This window comes from Streptomyces chromofuscus (assembly GCF_015160875.1).
GTDB lineage: Bacteria > Actinomycetota > Actinomycetes > Streptomycetales > Streptomycetaceae > Streptomyces > Streptomyces chromofuscus.
Genome location: NZ_CP063374.1, coordinates 2,450,963 through 2,467,501 on the forward strand (window position 1 = coordinate 2,450,963; position 16,539 = coordinate 2,467,501).

Sequence of the window (16,539 nt, forward strand, 5' to 3'; positions counted from 1 at the left end):
CCCCTACAGGCCCGACTCGGACGTACGCACCAGGATGCGGCGGCAGTTCTCGCACCGCACCACCGTGTCGGGCGCCGCCTTCCGGATCTCGTTCAGCTCGGTGATGGCCAGCTCCTGGCGGCAGCCCTGGCAGGTCCGCTGGTAGAGCTTGGCCGCGCCGATGCCGCCCTGCTGCCCGCGCAGCTTGTCGTAGAGCTTGAGGAGGTCCGCCGGCACCGAGCCCGCGACGACCTCGCGCTCCTTCGTCACCGACGCCGTCTCACCGTCGATCTCCTCGAACGCGGCGTCCCGGCGCGCGGTCGCGTCGTCGATCTTCGCCTCGACGGAGCCGACCCGCTCGGTCAGCTCGGCGACCCGCTCCTGCGCGGACTCCCGGCGCTCCATGACCTCAAGCACGACGTCCTCCAGGTCGCCCTGCCGCTTGGCGAGGGAGGCGATCTCCCGCTGGAGGTTCTCCAGGTCCTTCGGCGAAGTCACCGCGCCGGAGTCGAGGCGCTGCTGGTCGCGGACGGCGCGCTGGCGCACCTGGTCGACGTCCTGCTCGGCCTTGGTCTGCTCGCGGGCGCAGTCGCTCTCCTCCGTCTGCGCGGCCACCAGCAGGTCCCGCAGCTGCGTGAGGTCCTTGGACAGCGACTCGATCTCGGCGTGCTCCGGCAGCGACCTCCGCCGGTGCGCGAGCTGCTGGAGGCGGACGTCGAGGTCCTGGACGTCGAGGAGACGGATCTGGTCGGCGGGCGCGGCGTTCAGTTGGGGGCTCCAGGAGTTCGTGTCGGGTTGGACGCCGCGTGGGCGGTCCAGGGGTCGGTGACCGTGTTCGAGACGTGGACGCGCAGGTCCCAGCCGTGGCGGTCGGAGATCTCGTCGAGCTGGGCGGCGGCCAGCTCGCACCAGGGCCACTCGGTGGCCCAGTGCGCCGCGTCGAGCAGCGCGAGGGGGCTGTGGGCGCGGGCCTCGGACGCCGGGTGGTGGCGCAGGTCCGCGGTGAGGAAGGCGTCGACCCCGGCCGCGCGTACGGCGTCGAAGAGGCTGTCGCCGGAGCCTCCGCTCACGGCGACCGTGCGGACCGGGGCCTCGGGGTCGCCGGCCACGCGGATGCCCTGCGCGGTGGCGGGCAGCCGTTCCGCGGCGAGGGCGGCGAACTCGCGGACGGTCAGCGGGTGGTCCAGTTCGCAGACCCGGCCGAGGCTGCGGCGCCCGTCGGGGTCGCCCGGGTCCGGCACCAGGGGCCGTACGACCCGCAGGTCGAGCGCTCCGGCCAGCGCGTCGCTGACTCCGGGGTCGGCGGTGTCGGCGTTGGTGTGGGCGACGTGCAGCGCGACGTCGTTCTTGATCAGGGTGTGCACGACGCGGCCCTTGAAGTGGGTGGCCGCGACCGTCGTGGTACCGCGCAGGTAGAGCGGGTGGTGGGTGACCAGCAGGTCGGCGCCGAGCTTCACCGCCTCGTCGACGATCTCCTGCACCGGGTCGACCGCGAACAGCACCCGGGTGACGTCCTGGGCGGGGTCGCCCACGACGGTGCCGACCGCGTCCCAGGCCTCGGCCCGCTCGGCGGGCCACAGGTTCTCCAGCGCGGCGATGACTTCAGACAGACGGGGCACGGCACACAGGCTACCTGGCTGTTCTTCGCACCTGAACCGGAACCGCTGTCGCGGACGTGGCGGCCCGCCGCCGCGCTTTCCCGCTCGACGGTCGCGGTGATCTTCGAAGGGGAGCATCACAGCCGTCGACCGGCGCCACGCCCAGCACACCGGCCCTCGTTTCCTCCAAGGAACCGTCCGACCACCACCCGTCCGTGTGAAGCGGCCGTCGGCCGGGTCCCCGCGTGTGCGTACGAAAACTAGCGTCGTCGCTGGAGGTGATCGGACGATGACTGCGTGTGTTGTCGAGCCCGCGGCGGGGAACGAGGACGCGCCCTCCCCGCCGCCGGGCTGTGTGATCACGGTGGACGGCGCGTACGGCGCACGCCTCGCCCACAGCGGCGACTCCTGGTTCCCGGAGCGCTGGACGCTGGACGGCCCCGAGCCCTACGCCGTGCCGCTGCCCGGCCACCAGCCGGAGGAACCCGGCACCGAGGTGCAGCCGATGGGCGACGGCCGGGTGCTCATCCGCCGCCTCGCGGCCGGCCGGCACACCTTCTCGCTGCTCTACCCGACCGGCCCGGGCACCGGCGAACTGCCGCTCGGCGCGGTGGAGTGCCCCGACCCCGGCACCCGGCTGCGGCTGCTGCCCCCGGCGCCTGGCGGCGACAAGGCGTACGCCCTGGCCGTGGGCCCGCACGTCAGCACCGTGTGGCTGGTCGCGGGCGGCGCCTTCGGGCCGGAGCAGACCGCCCGGATCCCCGGACCGTGCTCGGGCGGCGTGTGGCTGGACCGGACGGGACGGATGCTGGCCCTGGACCGGGAGTCCGGCGGCCGGACCAAGACGGTCGTGGTGGACCTCGGGCGCGGCGGCGAGGTGTCGCCGCTGCTGCAGATCGCCGCCGACAGCGACGACCGGCTGCTGCTCGCCGACCCCGACAGCGGACTGCTCCTCATCCGCTCCGACGCCCCCTGCCCCGGCGACGGCGGCCGGCTGGGCTGGGGGGTGCTCGGCAGCACGCTGCCGGTGCGGTTCCCGGACTGTCTGCGGACGAGCGGGGACTGCGCGGTGACGCCGTTCGCGATCCAGCCGGGGCAGGTGCTGACCCCGGAGAGCTGCGGGGTGGCGCTGCGCGTCGACGGCCCGGCCGGCAGCTGGGTCGGCGTGTGGCGGCCGGCCGAGCGGCAGGTGCGGCACCTTCCGGCGCCGCAGGGGTGGTTGGTGGGTGCCGGGCTGTGGACGAGGGACGGCGTGCTGCGGCTGCCGTACGCCACGGACGGGATGCCGTGCGGGGTGGCGGAGTGGGCGGTGCCCCGGGAGGCGCCGCGCGCCGACACCGGCGGCACGCAGGCGGGGGACGCGGGGGACACGAGCCCGGGGGATCCGGTTCCGGACGGCGCGACTTCGGCGGCTCCAGCAGCCGTCGAGTCGTCGGAACCGGGTCCTCCGGAGCCTGCCGCACCACGCCCGGTGCCGCTGCAGCAGGCGCCGTTGGGCGGTCGTACAGCACGTAGGTAACGAAGTAGTGCCGGTTGGCGTGGGCGCCTGGATTCGGCCCGAGGTGTCCTGGTTAGACTCGCCCGGCTGTGAGCAAAAGATCATGTTGACGGGGTGAATTTCTTCCGATGAACGACGCCAGCACGTCCCAGCCGCTGCCCGAGGTCCAGGACACCGCCGGCCACGGCCGGCACCGGGGTCCGGTCTCGAACCAGGACACCGAGTCGGCCCCTCAGGGCCGGCACCGCAAGCCGGTGGGGCAGCAGACCGAGTCGGCGGCCTGACCGAACGTCAGTCGGCTGAGTGCGAGGCCCCGTCCGCCCACCGGCGGACGGGGCCTCTGCGTCGGGTCCTCCGTACGCCGCAGCCCCAGCACCTCCACCGCCGCGAACGTCTCCCCCGGTCCCTCAGGTGTGCTGGGCGGTGGTGTCGGCCAGGACCGGCGCCTCGTCCCGTTCGACCGCGCTCACGGCGACCCGTACGGCCGCCTCCTGCCGCCACATGCGGATGCGCAGGGTCTCACCCGGGTACACCACGCCGACGAACCGCGTGGTGCAGGAGCGCACCCGGGTGACGTCCCCGCCGAGCAGCGTGTCCACGACCGCCTTCAGCGTCATCCCGTAGGTGGACAGCCCGTGCAGGATGGGCCGTTCGAACCCGGCGACCTCGGCGAACTCGGGGTCGGCGTGCAGCGGGTTGCAGTCCCCGGAGAGGCGGTGGAGCAGGGCCTGGTCCTCACGGACGGCTCACCGCACCCGCACCCTGCGCGGCAACCACACCGCCATCACCACCGCCCCGACCACCAGCACCCCCGCGCTCGCCCGGAACGCCAGCGCGTAGCCCTCCACCAGCGCCGCGGGTCCGCCGGCGTCCGTTCCCGGGGTCGCGCTCGCCTCGGTCCGTGCCGCGGCGATGGTCGACATCACCGCCAGCCCGAGTGAGCCACCCATCGTCCGCGAGGTGTTGATCAGCCCGGAGACCAACCCCGCCTCCCCCGGCTCCGCGCCCGACGTGGCCAGCGCGGCGAGCGGCGTCATCGCGAGTCCGGCGCCCAGCATCATCATGATCCCCGGGAGCATGATCGCCGTCAGATAGTCCCCCTCGGCGCTGATGGTGGACTGCCATCCGAAGCCCGCCGCGGCCACCGCGGTCCCCAGCACGGCCACGTTCCGCGCCCCCGCGGCACGCATCAGCCGCGGCGCGAGCTTGGAGCCGGCCACCACGGCCAGCGAGCTGGGCACCAGCGCGAGTCCGGCCTCCAGCGGCGTGTAGCCGAGGACGTTCTGCGCGTACAGCGTCATGAAGAACCACATGCAGAACATCGCCGAGCCGCTGAGGAACATCGCCACGTTCGCCGACGCCACCGGGCGCAGCCGCAGCAGTCCGAGCGGCATCAGCGGTGCCGCCGTACGCGCCTCGACCAGTAGGAACAGCCCGATCAGCAGCAGCCCCGCGACGAGCGGCACGAGCGTCACCGACGCCGTCCACCCCTCGGCCTCGGTCAGCGAGATGCCGTACGCCAGCGCCCCGAGGCCCGCGGTCACCAGCACCGCGCCCGGCAGGTCGAGCCGCCGCCCGTCCCCGGCCCGGCTCTCCGGCAGCCACCGCAGCGCGCCGAGCAGGACGACCGCCCCGACCGGCACATTGATCAGCAGTACCCACCGCCACGACAGCCCGTCGACCAGCAGCCCGCCGACCAGCCCGCCCGCCGCTCCGCCGCCCGCGCCGACCGCCGTCCACGTCGCGATCGCCCGCGCCCGCGCCGCCCCCTCCCGCACCGCTGCCGTGAGGATCGTCAGCGTGGAGGGCGCCAGCACCGCCGCGCCCAGTCCCTGCACCGCCCGCGCGGCCAGCAGCTCCCACCCCTCCCGGGCCAGCCCACCGCCCAGCGAGGCCAGCGTGAACAGCGCGAGCCCCACCAGGAACATCCGCTTGCGGCCGTACAGATCACCGGCCCGCCCACCGAGCAGCATGAACCCGGCGAAGGCGATCGCGTACGCGTTCACCACCCACTGCAGACCGGGGCCGCTCAGCCCCAGATCGGCCCGCATCGACGGCAGCGCCACGTTCACGACGGACACGTCGAGGACGACGAGGAACTGTCCGGAACAGGCGAGCGCCACGACCAGCCAGGTCGGGGCACCGGTACGACCGGATATGCGGGGGTCGGCTGCGGCTCGGAGCATGCGAGCCATGCTCTCAACCGTCCCCCGGCCGCCGCATCGGGCTTTCGCCCTACAACCCGCCGAGCGCTCCTCCGCGGGTGTCAGGGCCGCTGGTCCCCGGGATCCAGGACTGGTCCGCGCCCTTTGCCATTTGCCTAAAAGCTTTAGGGACATGCACAATCGATTACGGCAAACGGAAGGAAGCTCATGGCACGCGCAGGACTGACGACCGAACTGCTCACCCGGGCCGGCGCCGAACTGGCCGACGAGGTCGGCTTCGACCAGGTCACCGTCTCCGCGCTGGCCCGCCGCTTCGACGTCAAGGTCGCGAGCCTCTACTCGCACGTGCGCAACTCCCAGGACCTCAGGACGAGGATCGCCCTGCTCGCCCTGGAGGAAATGGCCGACCGAGCCGCCGACGCCCTGGCCGGGCGGGCCGGCAAGGACGCCCTGACCGCCTTCGCCGGCGCCTATCGCGACTACGCCCGCGAACACCCCGGCCGCTACGCCGCCGCGCAGCTGAGACTCGACCCCGAGACGGCCGCCGCGAGCGCCGGCATCCGGCACGCCGCCATGACCCGGGCCATTCTGCGCGGCTACGACCTCGCGGAACCCGACCAGACGCACGCGGTCCGCATGCTGGGCAGCGTCTTCCACGGGTACGTCGGCCTGGAGCTGGCGGGCGGCTTCAGCCACAGCGCCCCCGACTCGGAGGAGTCCTGGTCACGCATCCTCGACGCCCTCGACACCCTCCTGCGCGACTGGCCCACGGCCTGACCCCGCACACGACCCCCGACCACAGGCAGAGGCCATGCACTCCTGGATCACCACCCCGCTCACCCCCGCCCTCCTGCGCGGCGCCCTGGACGTCGAGCGCACCGCGCGCGGCCTGCTGCCGCACCGGCTGCCCGCCGTCGCGCGCGCCCAGAACAGCGACGAACAGCTCGCCATGGCCGAGGCCCAGCCGTCCGGCGTCCGCCTGGTCTTCCGCACCCGCGCCACCGCCGTCGAACTCGACACGCTCCCCACCAAGCGGGCCTACACCGGCGCTCCACCACGCCCGGACGGCGTGTACGACCTGCTCGTCGACGGCCGCCTGACCAGGCAGGCCACCGCGCCCGGCGGCAACACCGTCACCGTCGACCTGAGCACCGGCGCCACCGAACTGCACTCCGGCCCGCCGGGCACCGTCCGCTTCGCCGGCCTGCCCGACCGCGCCAAGACCGTGGAGATCTGGCTGCCGCACAACGAGATCACCGAACTGGTCGCCCTGCGCACCGACGCCCCGGTCGAACCCGCCCCGGACCCCGGCCGCCCGGTCTGGCTGCACCACGGCAGCTCGATCAGCCACGGCTCCGACGCCGCGAGCCCCACCACCACCTGGCCCGCGCTGGCCGCCGCCCTCGGCGGCGTGGAGCTGATCAACCTGGGCCTGAGCGGCAGTGCGCTGCTCGACCCGTTCACCGCGCGCGCCATCCGGGACGCCCCCGCCGACCTGATCAGCGTCAAGATCGGGATCAATCTGGTCAACACCGACCTGATGCGGCTGCGCGCCTTCACGCCCGCGGTCCACGGTTTCCTCGACACCATCCGCGAGGGCCACCCCAGCACACCGCTGCTGGTCGTCTCCCCCCTCCTGTGCCCCATGCACGAGGACACCCCGGGCCCCTGCGCCTTCGACTTCGCCGCCCTCGGCGCCGGCCGGCTGCGGTTCCGGGCGGCGGGCGACCCGGCGGAGACGGCCGCCGGGAAGCTCACCCTGAACGTCATCCGCGCGGAGTTGTCCCGCATCGTTGCGCAACGGGCGGCCGACGACCCCCGCCTCCACCACCTCGACGGCCGCGAGCTCTACGGCGAGGCCGACCACGCCGAGCTGCCACTCCCCGACGACCTCCACCCCGACGCCGCCACCCACCGCCGGATCGGCGAGCGCTTCGCCGGGCTCGCCTTCACCGCCGACGGGCCCTTCGCGCACCGGCGCACCTGACACCGGCGGCGCTCCCGGAGCGTCCGGGAGCGCCGCCGGAGCCTCACGATCTCCCACTGGTGCGGGAACCGTAGGAGCATGTTGTGACCGCGTCAACGCGCCGGGCGGGCCGGATGCGGCGGACGCTCCCACCGGACTGACGGCGGATCAGATCCCCATGGGACGGTCAAGGACTCGTCAGCGACTCGAACCACCGGAATAGTTGCCCCAGCGCACGGGTTCACCGTGCCGTAGAGACGATCACCCCCGGCCTGGAGGCCCCACCCCCATGACGCCCACGACGACCGGCCGGCCCACCGGAAGAGCGAGCGGAGCCGTCGTCCCGGTGCTCGCCTTCACGGGCATCACCGTCGCGGTGATGCAGACCCTGCTCGTCCCGGTCATCAAGGACCTGCCGCAGCTGCTGGACACCTCGCCCAGCGACGCCACCTGGGTCCTGACCTCCACCCTTCTCTCCGGCGCCGTGGCCACCCCGATCATGGGCCGGCTCGGCGACCTGTACGGCAAGCGGCGCATGCTGGTCGCGAGCCTCACGGTGATGGTGGTCGGCGCCCTGATCAGCGCGTTCACCAGCGCCCTGCTGCCGATGATCGTCGGCCGTACGCTCCAGGGCTTCTCGATGGGCGCGATCCCGCTCGGCATCGGTCTGATGCGCGACATGCTGCCGCAAGAACGTCTCGGCTCGGCGATGGCGCTGATGAGCTCCTCGATCGGCGTCGGCGGCGGCCTCGCGCTGCCCGCCGCGGCCCTGGTGGCCCAGAACGCCGACTGGCACGTCCTCTTCCAGGGTGCGGCCGGCCTCGGCGTCGTCGCCATCGCCCTCACCTTCCTCGTCGTACCGGAGTCCCCGGTCCGCGCGCGGGGCGGCTTCGACGTGCTGGGCGCGCTGGGTCTGTCCGCAGGGCTGGTCCTGCTCCTGCTGCCGATCACCAAGGGCAGCGACTGGGGCTGGTCCTCGGCCACCACGCTCGGCCTGTTCGCCGCCGCCGTCGTCGTGCTCCTGCTGTGGGGCCTGCTGGAGCTGCGCCTGTCGGCGCCCCTCGTCGATCTGCGCACCACCGCCCGCCGCGAGGTACTGCTCACCAACCTCGCGTCGATCATGGTCGGTGTCTCCTTCTACGTCGTCTCCCTCGTCCTGCCCCAGCTCCTCCAGCTCCCCGCCGCCACCGGCCACGGCCTCGGCCAGTCGATGGTCGTCGCCGGTCTGTGCGTCGCCCCGCTGGGCCTGACGATGATGTTCACCGCGCCGGTCTACGCCCGGCTCTCCGCCCGCTACGGCCCGCGCACCACGCTGATCATCGGCCTGCTCGTCATCGCCCTCGGCTACGCCGGCGGCCTCGGCCTGATGAGCGCCGCCTGGCAGACGGTCGTCACCTCGGTGGTGCTCGGCGCGGGCATCGGCCTCGCCTACTCCTCCCTCCCCGCACTGATCGTCGGCGCGGTCCCGGCCTCCGAGACGGGCGCGGCGAACGGCCTCAACACGCTGATGCGGTCCATCGGCACGTCCGTCTCCAGCGCCGTCATCGGCATGGTGCTGGCCGACACCGCGGACACCGTCGGGGGCGTCGAGATCCCCACCATGCACGGCTTCCGCGTCTCCTTCCTGATCGCGACCGCCGCCGTGGCCGTCGGCCTGGTCCTCGCCCTGTGCCTGCCGCGCCGCCGCCCCGCGGACAAGCCGCAGCCGCGGGCGAGCAGCGAGGAGGACGCCGGCCTGGAGCGGGCGATCGCGGCACTCGCCGGCTTCCGCGGCCGAGTGCTGGCCGCCGACGGGACACCCGTCGCCCGCGCCAAGGTCACGCTGACCGACCGCCGGGGACGCCACGCGGGCGCGACGCTCACCGCCGAGGACGGCCGCTACGCCCTCGCCGTCCCGGCCGGGGGTTCGTACGTCCTCGCCGCCCAGGCCGCCGGCCACGGCCCGACCGCCGCCACCGCGACCCACTCCGGCGAGGCCCACCCGGTCGACCTGGACCTCTCCCTGCCCGGCGAGACGGTCACGGCCTGAGCCGTCCTCCCCGTACCCCCGGTCACCGCGACGACCGGGGGTGCGGCAGCATGGGGCGCCCAGACACCCGTACGACCGGAAGGCCCCTGCGATGACGGCGGCACCCGAGCCCGAGATCCTGGCCGCGTTCGAGGCGGCGAAGGGCTTCATGCCCACCGGGGAGGGCCTCGCCCTGTACGCCGCGGCCGTCGAGGCCGGGCGGCTCGGGCTGCCGCTGCTGGAGGTCGGCTCCTACTGCGGGCGCTCCACGATCCTGCTCGCCGACGCGGCCCGCGCGGCCGGCGTCACCGCGCTCACCGTCGACCACCACCGGGGCAGCGAGGAGCAGCAGCCGGGCTGGGACTACCACGACCCGCAGACGGTCGACCCCGACATCGGCCTGATGGACACCCTGCCCACCTTCCGCCGCACCCTGCACCGGGCCGGTCTGGAGGAGCACGTGGTGGCGCTGGTCGGCCGCTCGCCCCAGGTGGCGGACATCTGGCGGACCCCCCTGGGCCTGGTCTTCGTGGACGGCGGCCACACCGACGAACACGCCACCGCCGACTACGAGGGCTGGGCGCCCCACGTCGCGGACGGCGGCCTGCTGGTCATCCACGACGTCTTCCCCGACCCCGCCGACGAGTTCACCGGCCAGGCCCCGTACCGCGTCTACCTGCGCGCCCTCGCCTCCGGCGCCTTCACCGAGGTCTCGGCGACCGACTCGCTGCGCGTGCTGCGCCGCACGGGGGCCGGCATCTGACCCGGCGCCACCCATTGGGACGTACACAGGACCGGGTGGCGCGACCCCGGCCGCTAGGGTGGCAAACGTGTCGTACACAGGACCGGAGTTCGATTCGCCCGCGCCCCGCCGCTCCCGCCGCGGGGCGATGACCGTCGCCGTCGCGGCCCTGGTGCCCGGCGCACTGCTCGGCTGGCTGGTGTACGAGGCGGTGGGTGACACCGGCGGCCCGGGACAGGGACGTACGGAGGCCAAGGCGCCCTCGACGACCCGGCCCGCCCCGTCGCCCGCGTCCCCCTCCCCCGCCTCCCCGTCGAGCGCGAGCCCTTCGTCCACCGGTGGCCGGCCCGCGCCGGACGCCTCCGCGCCGGACGCCCTCAGGGGCAAGGTCGTCGTCATCGACCCCGGCCACAACCCGCGCAACTTCCAGCACACGGCCGAGATCAACCGCAAGGTGGACATCGGTACGGCCTGGAAGGAGTGCGACACCACCGGCACGGCGACCAACGCGGGCTACACGGAGGCCGAGTTCACCCTGGACGTCGCGCGCCGGCTGCGCACGGTCCTGCAACAGCAGGGCGCCACGGTGAAGTTGACTCACAACGGCGAGCGGGCCTACGGCCCGTGCATCGACGAACGGGCGCGGATCGGCAACGAGGCCGGGGCCGACGCCGTCGTCTCCCTGCACGCGGACGGCTCCGGGGCGGGCAACCGCGGCTTCCACGTCATCCTCCCGGCGTCCGTGCACGCGGGCGCCGCCGACACCCGGCCGATCGTCGCGCCGTCGCGCGAACTCGGCGAGCGCATCGCGGGCAGCCTCGTCCGCGTCACCGGCAGCGCGCCCTCCAACTACGTCGGGGGCGGCACCGGTCTCGTCACGCGTCAGGACCTGGGCGGTCTCAATCTGTCAACGGTTCCCAAGGTGTTCATCGAGTGCGGCAACATGCGCGATAGCAAGGACGCGGCACTGCTGACCGGCGGAGCCTGGCGGCAGAAGGCGGCGCAGGGGATCTCTGAGGGAATCGTGAGTTTCCTGCGCGGGTAGTGACCGGCGCGATCATCCCGGCGGACAGGTCGTTCGTACGGACGATAGTGTCGTCCCCACGATGAGGGGTCACCCCCGCGCTTCACACCGGGGCCTTACGGCGACATGGTGACAGCGACGCCTCTACCGACGACGAGACGACCTACGAAGGACCTGAAGTGAATATCCGCTCCCTCACTCGAGGCGACGGCGTGGTGATCGGAGCAGCGGTGTTGCTGTTCATCGCGTCGTTCCTCGACGTCGCCGGCTGCGACGGCCCGGAAGAACTGTGCGAGGCGGCCGACATCCCCAGCGCCTGGGGTCTCAGCCTCGGTCTCGGCCTCGGTACCTACATGCTCGGTGTGATCGGTGGCGCGCTCGTCGTGGCGGCCCGCCTGCTGCCGCAGCCGCGCAAGGTCGCCGGTCTCGACCTCGGCCCGCTCGGCATCGGCCTGGCCGTCGCGTCCGCGTGGGCGCTGCTGTGGTGGACGATCGACGCCGAGAGCCGCGGGGCGGGCCTCATCCTGGGTCTCATCGCCGCCCTGCTGCTCGCCGCCGGCGCGGTCGCCGCGCCCCTGGTGCCGGCGCTGAACGCCGCGCTCCTGCCGGCCCCCCGCCCCGCCGCCCCCCAGCCCTACGGCGGTCAGCCGCAGGGCGGTTACGGCTACCCCGGCGCCCAGCAGCCCGCCGGGTACGGTCAGCCGCAGCCGGGGCAGCCCGGTCAGCCCTACGGCCAGCCGCAGCAGCCCCAGCCGCAGCCGCACGCCGGTGACTTCTCCCCGTTCTGGTTCGCGGTGCCGGTGCCGCGCCCGCTGTTCGCGGAGGACGGCTCGCCGACCCCGATCGCCGAACTCGCGCCCGGCACGTGGTACCTGGCCGTCGAGCAGCGCGGCCAGGCGCTGGTCGCGCAGACGCAGGACGGCCGCCGGGGCGTCCTGCAGGACACCAGCGGCATCCAGCGCGGCTGACGCCGCGCCCGCGACCGTACGGCCCCTCGCCCTTCCGGGCGGGGGGCCGTTGCCGTGGTCTCCCTCGGCGGGCGCCGGTCGAGCCGAACTCCGGTCGGGTCAGCGGAAGATGGCGACCGGATCGAGGGTCAGTTTCCGCCGGCCCTCGTCCCAGACCAGGACCTTGCACAGGCAGCGGGCGGTGAACCTGCCCGTGTAGTAGTGCTCCTCGTGGAAGTCGCCACGGACCTCGGCCGTGAGGCACATGACCTCCACGTGCGCGTCGTCGCCGTACGGGGCACTGAGCCGTACGCCGGTCCGGCCGGTCCGGCCGGTCCAGGATGAGCTTCGCCGCGGGCCGGCCGGAGGGGAAGACGACGTCGAGCCCCTTCAGGGAGCGGGTGGCGATGCTCCGGGAGCCGAGGCGGCGGATGTCCACGCGGATGCCGTGCTCGATCAGCAGCCGCTTTATTTCGGGGTCCCGGAAGCAGTCCGACGTGGACGTCATCCGTGACTCGATGACCGTGATGCGTTCGAACGGCCGGAGCGCGTTGCCGGAGATCAACAGGGACAGCAGACCGGCGAGGGCGAGCGGCAGCGCGACGAGGACGAGGCGCGGGACGCCGCGGTGTGTCGTTCTGCGGGTGGTGAGTCCGGGTTCCGCGGTCGCGGACATGCCGGCGCGGGTCGTTCTGTCGTCGCGCGTCGCTGCTCTGTCGTCGGACAACGGCCCCCCTGCCGCTCAAGGGGGCAGGATCATCAGTGACCCCGTGGAACATCATCCCGCGGAGCGCTCAACTCCACCCGGACACCACGGGGATGACCGTCCGTCATGAGCGCGATGCTTTCGGGTTTCAGCCATGCGTGAGCGGCAACCCGTAGGGCATGTCCCCCAGATATCGCAACGGTGCCAACCAGGCCGGCACGGTCATAGCGATCGTCGCCGACATCATGGCCTTCATCCTGGGCCTGTGGATCCTGATGTACCTGCTGGACGCCAACCCGGGCAACGCCCTCGTGCAGTTCGTGCACGACGCCGCGCGCTGGCTGGCCGGCTGGTCCCACGACCTGTTCACCTTCGACGCGGCATGGGCGCGCGTCGTCGCGGGCTACGGGCTGGCGGCGGTCGTGTACTTGTTCGTCGGCCACGCGATCGCGGGCCGCATGCACCGCCAGCACTGACTCACGTACAGCAGTCCGGGTCGAGCCCGCGCGGCAGCAGTTCACCGCCGAACACCGCGCAGGTCGCCTCGTGGCCGCCCAGGGCGGCGACGGCGAGCAGCAGCGAGCCGGCCGTCCAGGTGGTCAGCTCACGTGGCCAGATCGCGTCGTCCTCGAAGACGTAACCCGTCCAGTACAGGCCGGTCTCCGGATCGCGCAGGTGCTGGATCGACTGGAGGATGTCCAGCGCGCGGTCGGACTCGCCCATCGCCCACAGCGCCAGGGCGAGTTCGGCCGACTCGCCTCCGGTCACCCAGGGGTTGGGGACCACGCAGCGCACCCCGAGGCCGGGGACGACGAAACGGTCCCAGCCGTCCTCCACACGGGACTTGGCCTCGGCGCCCGTGAGCGCGCCGCCCAGCACCGGGTAGTACCAGTCCATCGAGTAGCGGTCCTTGTCCAGGAACCGCTCCGGGTGCCGGCGTATCGCGTGCCGCAGCATGCCCACCGCCAGCTCCCAGTCGGGCTGGGGCTCCTCGCGCTGCTCGGCGATGGCGAGCGCGCAGCGCAGCGCGTGGTGCACGGACGAGCAGCCGGTGAGCAGCGCGTCCGTGACGGGCGTGCCGTCGTCCTCCTGCTTCCAGCCGATCTGCCCGCCGGGCTGCTGGAGCCGCAACACGCACTCGATCGCCGCGTACACGACCGGCCACATGCGGTCGAGGAAGGTGTCGTCGCCGGTGGAGAGGTAGTGGTGCCAGACGCCCACCGCGACGTAGGCGACGAAGTTGGTCTCGCGCCCCGGGTCGGTGACGTCGTCGTGCGCGCCGTCGGCGTACGCGGCGTACCAGGAGCCGTCCTGGTTCTGATGGGTCGCCAGCCACAGGTACGCCCGCTCGGCGGCCTCGTGCTCGCCCGCCGCGTCCAGCGCCATCGCGGCCTCGACGTGGTCCCAGGGGTCCAGGTGGTGTCCGCGGAACCAGGGGATCGCCCCGTCCTCCCGCTGCACGGCGAGGACGCCGCGGACGGTCGCGGCGGCCTGCTCGGCGGTGAGGACCCCGGGCAGGACGAGGTGTTCTGTCCGGGGAGTGGTCACTGGGCGGCCGCCTCCTCGGCGACGCGCGGGAGGTGCGGCTTGGTCGCGTACGCCACGAAGCTCTTGCCGATCAGCGGGTTCAGCGCCTGCTCGGCGACGCGGGTCGCCAGCGGCTTCTTCATGATGTCCCAGACCAGCAGCTTGTGGTACGCCCGCACCGGCAGCGCCCGGTCGTTGTCGACGCCGAACGCGCACTTCAGCCACCAGTACGGGGAGTGCAGCGCGTGGGCGTGGTGCGTGCCGTACGGCTTGAGGCCGGCCTCGCGCATCTTCGCGAGGAGTTCGTCCGCCTTGTAGATGCGGATGTGGCCGCCCTCGACCTCGTGGTAGGCGTCGGACAGGGCCCAGCAGACCTTCTCGGGGCCGTACCGGGGGACGGTGACGGCGATCCGGCCGCCCGGCTTGAGCACCCGGACCATCTCGGCGAGGACGCCCTTGTCGTCCGGGATGTGCTCCATCACCTCGGAGATGATGACGACGTCGAAGGACTCGTCGGGGAAGGGCAGGGCGAGGGCGTCGCCCTCCATGGCGGTCGCCGTGGCGCCCTCGGGTGCCTCCCCCGCCTCCTTCATCGCCGCGAACCACTGGGCGACCTCGCGGATCTCCTCGCCGTTCCGGTCCAGCGCCACGACCCGCGCTCCACGCCGGTAGCACTCGAACGCGTGCCGGCCGGCGCCGCAGCCGAGGTCCAGGACCCGGTCGCCCGGGGCGAGCGGGAACCGGGAGAAGTCGACGGTCAGCACGTGCTCCTGCTTTCGCGGTAGACGCCGGTGGTACGGATGGGGGTGGCTTCGGGAGGCGGCGCGAGGGTGGGGCTCGTCGCCGCGCCGCCGGGTGCCGGTCCTGCCGGCAGGGCGCCGGAAGGGCCGCCCGCCGCGCCCGCCGGGGCGACGTCGCGCGCCGGCTCGTCCTGCACGGTGGAACGGCCCGGGCGCGAGGCGGCGGCGCGGTCGGGGCCGACCGTCGCGCCGTGGCGTCCCGGCCCGGCGCTCCGGGCGATGGCCTCCCGGTAGCGGGCGGCCGTGCCCTCCGCGGCGCGCGCCCAGGTGAAGTTCCGCAGGACCCGCTCGCGCCCGGCCGCGCCGAGCCGCGCGCGCAGCTCGGAATCGCCGAGGAGCCTGCTCAGGGCGCCGGCGAGCGCGCCCGCGTCGCCCGGCGGTACCGCGAGGCACGTCTCACCGTCGCGCCCGGCCACCTCGGGGATCGCCCCGCCGGTCGTGGCGACCAGCGGTGTGCCCGTGGCCATGGCCTCCGCGGCCGGCAGCGAGAAGCCCTCGTACAGCGACGGCACGCACGCCACCTGGGCCGACCGCACCAGGTCGACGAGCTCGGCGTCGGAGATGCCCTTGACGAACTCGACGGCGCCTTCGAGCCCGTACCGCCGCACGGCCTGCGCCACCGGCCCTTCCGTGGGGCGCTTGCCGACGACGACGAGGTGGGCCTCGGGGTGCTCGGTGCGCGCCTTCGCCAGGGCCTCGACGAGGAAGACCAGCCCCTTCAGCGGCACGTCCGCACTGGACGTCGTAACGATTCTCCCCGGCACCTGCGGCACCGACGCGTCGGGCGAGAACAGGTCGGTGTCGGCGCCGATGTGCACGACGTGGATGCGGTCGGGGCGGACGCCGAGGTGGTCGACGATCTCCTGGCGCGAGGTGCCGGAGACGGTGAGGACGGACGGCAGGCGCCGGGCCACCCGCTTCTGCATGCGTGTGAAGGCGTACCACCGCTTCACGGAGAAGCGTCGCTGCCGACCCTCGGCGGCGTCCAGCTCCAACTGCCGGTCCACGGTGATGGGGTGGTGGATGGTGGTCACCAGGGGAGCGCCGACGTCGCCCAACAGCCCGTACCCGAGCGTCTGGTTGTCGTGCACGACGTCGAAGTCCCCGCGCCGGGACCGCAGATGACGGCGCGCCCGCAGGGAGAAGGTGAGCGGCTCGGGGAAGCCGCCGGTCCACATGGTGGCGACTTCCAGGGCGTCGATCCAGTCCCGGTACTCGCCGCGCTTCGGCGTGCGGAAGGGGTCGGGCTGGCGGTAGAGGTCGAGGCTGGGCAACTCCGTCAGGCGGAGGCCGTCGTAGCCCTCGTCGAGGACGGGATAGGGCTGGGCGCCGATGACCTCGACATGGTGGCCGAGGCGGGCCAGTTCGCGGGAGAGGTGCCGGACGTAGACGCCCTGGCCGCCGCAGAACGGGTTTCCCTTGTACGTGAGGAGCGCGATACGGAGCGGTCGCAAGCCGTCTGCCGCGGGTCCCGCCGGGGAGCCCGCCTGACTGGCCTCAGCGGTCACCCTGGGCCCCCTTCTCCCTGCACTGTCCCGCGAGATTACGCCGGGACGCTAATCTAGAACAAGTTACAGAC

At 73.4% G+C, this 16,539-nt stretch carries 16 protein-coding genes and 1 pseudogene; 9 read left to right on the forward strand and 8 right to left on the reverse strand.

Annotated features, from left to right (window positions below):
- Positions 1-3: 3 nt before the first annotated feature.
- Both IPT68_RS11035 and IPT68_RS11040 read right to left on the reverse strand, forming a co-directional pair.
- Positions 4-747 (reverse strand): zinc ribbon domain-containing protein, encoded by a 744-nt coding sequence (locus IPT68_RS11035; RefSeq protein ID WP_189697067.1) that lies wholly within the window; start codon positions 745-747, stop codon positions 4-6.
- Positions 744-1,598, reverse strand: a complete 855-nt coding sequence (locus IPT68_RS11040) for a Nif3-like dinuclear metal center hexameric protein (RefSeq protein ID WP_189696825.1) — start codon at positions 1,596-1,598, stop codon at positions 744-746. Before IPT68_RS11040 ends, IPT68_RS11035 begins: the two co-directional genes overlap by 4 nt.
- 268 nt (positions 1,599-1,866) lie before the next feature.
- Here IPT68_RS11040 and IPT68_RS11045 point away from each other — a divergent pair, with 268 nt between their 5' ends.
- Positions 1,867-3,096: a hypothetical protein gene (locus IPT68_RS11045; protein WP_189696824.1), complete on the forward strand. Its 1,230-nt coding sequence runs from the start codon at positions 1,867-1,869 to the stop codon at positions 3,094-3,096.
- Positions 3,097-3,203: 107 nt separating this feature from the next.
- A complete protein-coding gene (locus IPT68_RS11050; RefSeq protein WP_194074075.1) occupies positions 3,204-3,359 on the forward strand; it encodes a hypothetical protein in 156 nt (51 codons plus the stop codon).
- 123 nt (positions 3,360-3,482) lie between these two features.
- Here the strand turns inward: IPT68_RS11050 and IPT68_RS11055 are convergent.
- Positions 3,483-3,818 (reverse strand): annotated as a pseudogene (locus tag IPT68_RS11055) (MaoC/PaaZ C-terminal domain-containing protein); the annotation flags it as partial.
- Positions 3,819-3,821: 3 nt separating this feature from the next.
- Positions 3,822-5,261, reverse strand: a complete 1,440-nt coding sequence (locus IPT68_RS11060) for an MFS transporter (RefSeq protein ID WP_228040370.1) — start codon at positions 5,259-5,261, stop codon at positions 3,822-3,824.
- Between the two features lie 186 nt (positions 5,262-5,447).
- Between IPT68_RS11060 and IPT68_RS11065 the strand changes: the two genes are divergently transcribed.
- From IPT68_RS11065 to IPT68_RS11090, 6 genes are all read left to right on the forward strand, one after another.
- Positions 5,448-6,017, forward strand: coding sequence for a TetR/AcrR family transcriptional regulator (locus tag IPT68_RS11065; RefSeq protein WP_189696822.1), 570 nt, complete (start codon positions 5,448-5,450; stop codon positions 6,015-6,017).
- A gap of 34 nt (positions 6,018-6,051) precedes the next feature.
- The gene (locus IPT68_RS11070) at positions 6,052-7,227 is read left to right on the forward strand and encodes a GDSL-type esterase/lipase family protein (RefSeq protein ID WP_189696821.1); all 1,176 of its coding nucleotides are present in this window, start codon (positions 6,052-6,054) and stop codon (positions 7,225-7,227) included.
- 268 nt (positions 7,228-7,495) lie between these two features.
- The gene (locus IPT68_RS11075) at positions 7,496-9,235 is read left to right on the forward strand and encodes an MFS transporter (RefSeq protein ID WP_189696820.1); all 1,740 of its coding nucleotides are present in this window, start codon (positions 7,496-7,498) and stop codon (positions 9,233-9,235) included.
- A gap of 91 nt (positions 9,236-9,326) precedes the next feature.
- Positions 9,327-9,977, forward strand: coding sequence for a class I SAM-dependent methyltransferase (locus IPT68_RS11080; RefSeq protein ID WP_189696819.1), 651 nt, complete (start codon positions 9,327-9,329; stop codon positions 9,975-9,977).
- 67 nt (positions 9,978-10,044) lie between these two features.
- Positions 10,045-11,001, forward strand: coding sequence for an N-acetylmuramoyl-L-alanine amidase (locus IPT68_RS11085; RefSeq protein WP_189696818.1), 957 nt, complete (start codon positions 10,045-10,047; stop codon positions 10,999-11,001).
- 158 nt (positions 11,002-11,159) lie between these two features.
- Complete coding sequence (locus tag IPT68_RS11090) at positions 11,160-11,948, forward strand: DUF5336 domain-containing protein (RefSeq protein ID WP_189696817.1); 789 nt, start codon at positions 11,160-11,162, stop codon at positions 11,946-11,948.
- 99 nt (positions 11,949-12,047) lie between these two features.
- Here IPT68_RS11090 and IPT68_RS11095 read toward each other — a convergent pair whose 3' ends face one another.
- Positions 12,048-12,194, reverse strand: coding sequence for a hypothetical protein (locus IPT68_RS11095; protein WP_189696816.1), 147 nt, complete (start codon positions 12,192-12,194; stop codon positions 12,048-12,050).
- A 618-nt stretch (positions 12,195-12,812) separates the two neighbouring features.
- On the opposite strand from IPT68_RS11095, the gene IPT68_RS11100 reads away from it, so the two are divergent.
- Positions 12,813-13,109, forward strand: coding sequence for a hypothetical protein (locus tag IPT68_RS11100; protein WP_189696815.1), 297 nt, complete (start codon positions 12,813-12,815; stop codon positions 13,107-13,109).
- A 1-nt stretch (position 13,110) separates the two neighbouring features.
- Here IPT68_RS11100 and IPT68_RS11105 read toward each other — a convergent pair whose 3' ends face one another.
- Genes IPT68_RS11105 through IPT68_RS11115 form a run of 3 tightly spaced genes read right to left on the reverse strand, consistent with a single transcriptional unit; the run spans position 13,111 to position 16,468 of the window.
- The gene (locus tag IPT68_RS11105) at positions 13,111-14,181 is read right to left on the reverse strand and encodes a prenyltransferase/squalene oxidase repeat-containing protein (RefSeq protein ID WP_189696814.1); all 1,071 of its coding nucleotides are present in this window, start codon (positions 14,179-14,181) and stop codon (positions 13,111-13,113) included.
- Positions 14,178-14,924 (reverse strand): class I SAM-dependent methyltransferase, encoded by a 747-nt coding sequence (locus IPT68_RS11110; protein ID WP_189696813.1) that lies wholly within the window; start codon positions 14,922-14,924, stop codon positions 14,178-14,180. The genes IPT68_RS11105 and IPT68_RS11110 overlap by 4 nt, the downstream gene beginning before the upstream one ends.
- Positions 14,918-16,468: a glycosyltransferase family 4 protein gene (locus tag IPT68_RS11115; protein WP_228040372.1), complete on the reverse strand. Its 1,551-nt coding sequence runs from the start codon at positions 16,466-16,468 to the stop codon at positions 14,918-14,920. Before IPT68_RS11115 ends, IPT68_RS11110 begins: the two co-directional genes overlap by 7 nt.
- Positions 16,469-16,539: the final 71 nt, after the last annotated feature.

Bases quoted from the DNA above. Each gene is read 5' to 3' on its own strand.
- IPT68_RS11070 (WP_189696821.1), top strand. From the start codon at position 6,052: ATGCACTCCTGGATCACCACCCCGCTCACCCCCGCCCTCCTGCGCGGC.
- IPT68_RS11095 (WP_189696816.1), bottom strand. From the start codon at position 12,194: ATGTGCCTCACGGCCGAGGTCCGTGGCGACTTCCACGAGGAGCACTAC.
- IPT68_RS11050 (WP_194074075.1), top strand. From the start codon at position 3,204: ATGAACGACGCCAGCACGTCCCAGCCGCTGCCCGAGGTCCAGGACACC.
- IPT68_RS11060 (WP_228040370.1), bottom strand. From the start codon at position 5,261: ATGCTCCGAGCCGCAGCCGACCCCCGCATATCCGGTCGTACCGGTGCC.
- IPT68_RS11100 (WP_189696815.1), top strand. From the start codon at position 12,813: ATGTCCCCCAGATATCGCAACGGTGCCAACCAGGCCGGCACGGTCATA.
- IPT68_RS11065 (WP_189696822.1), top strand. From the start codon at position 5,448: ATGGCACGCGCAGGACTGACGACCGAACTGCTCACCCGGGCCGGCGCC.
- IPT68_RS11080 (WP_189696819.1), top strand. From the start codon at position 9,327: ATGACGGCGGCACCCGAGCCCGAGATCCTGGCCGCGTTCGAGGCGGCG.
- IPT68_RS11045 (WP_189696824.1), top strand. From the start codon at position 1,867: ATGACTGCGTGTGTTGTCGAGCCCGCGGCGGGGAACGAGGACGCGCCC.
- IPT68_RS11075 (WP_189696820.1), top strand. From the start codon at position 7,496: ATGACGCCCACGACGACCGGCCGGCCCACCGGAAGAGCGAGCGGAGCC.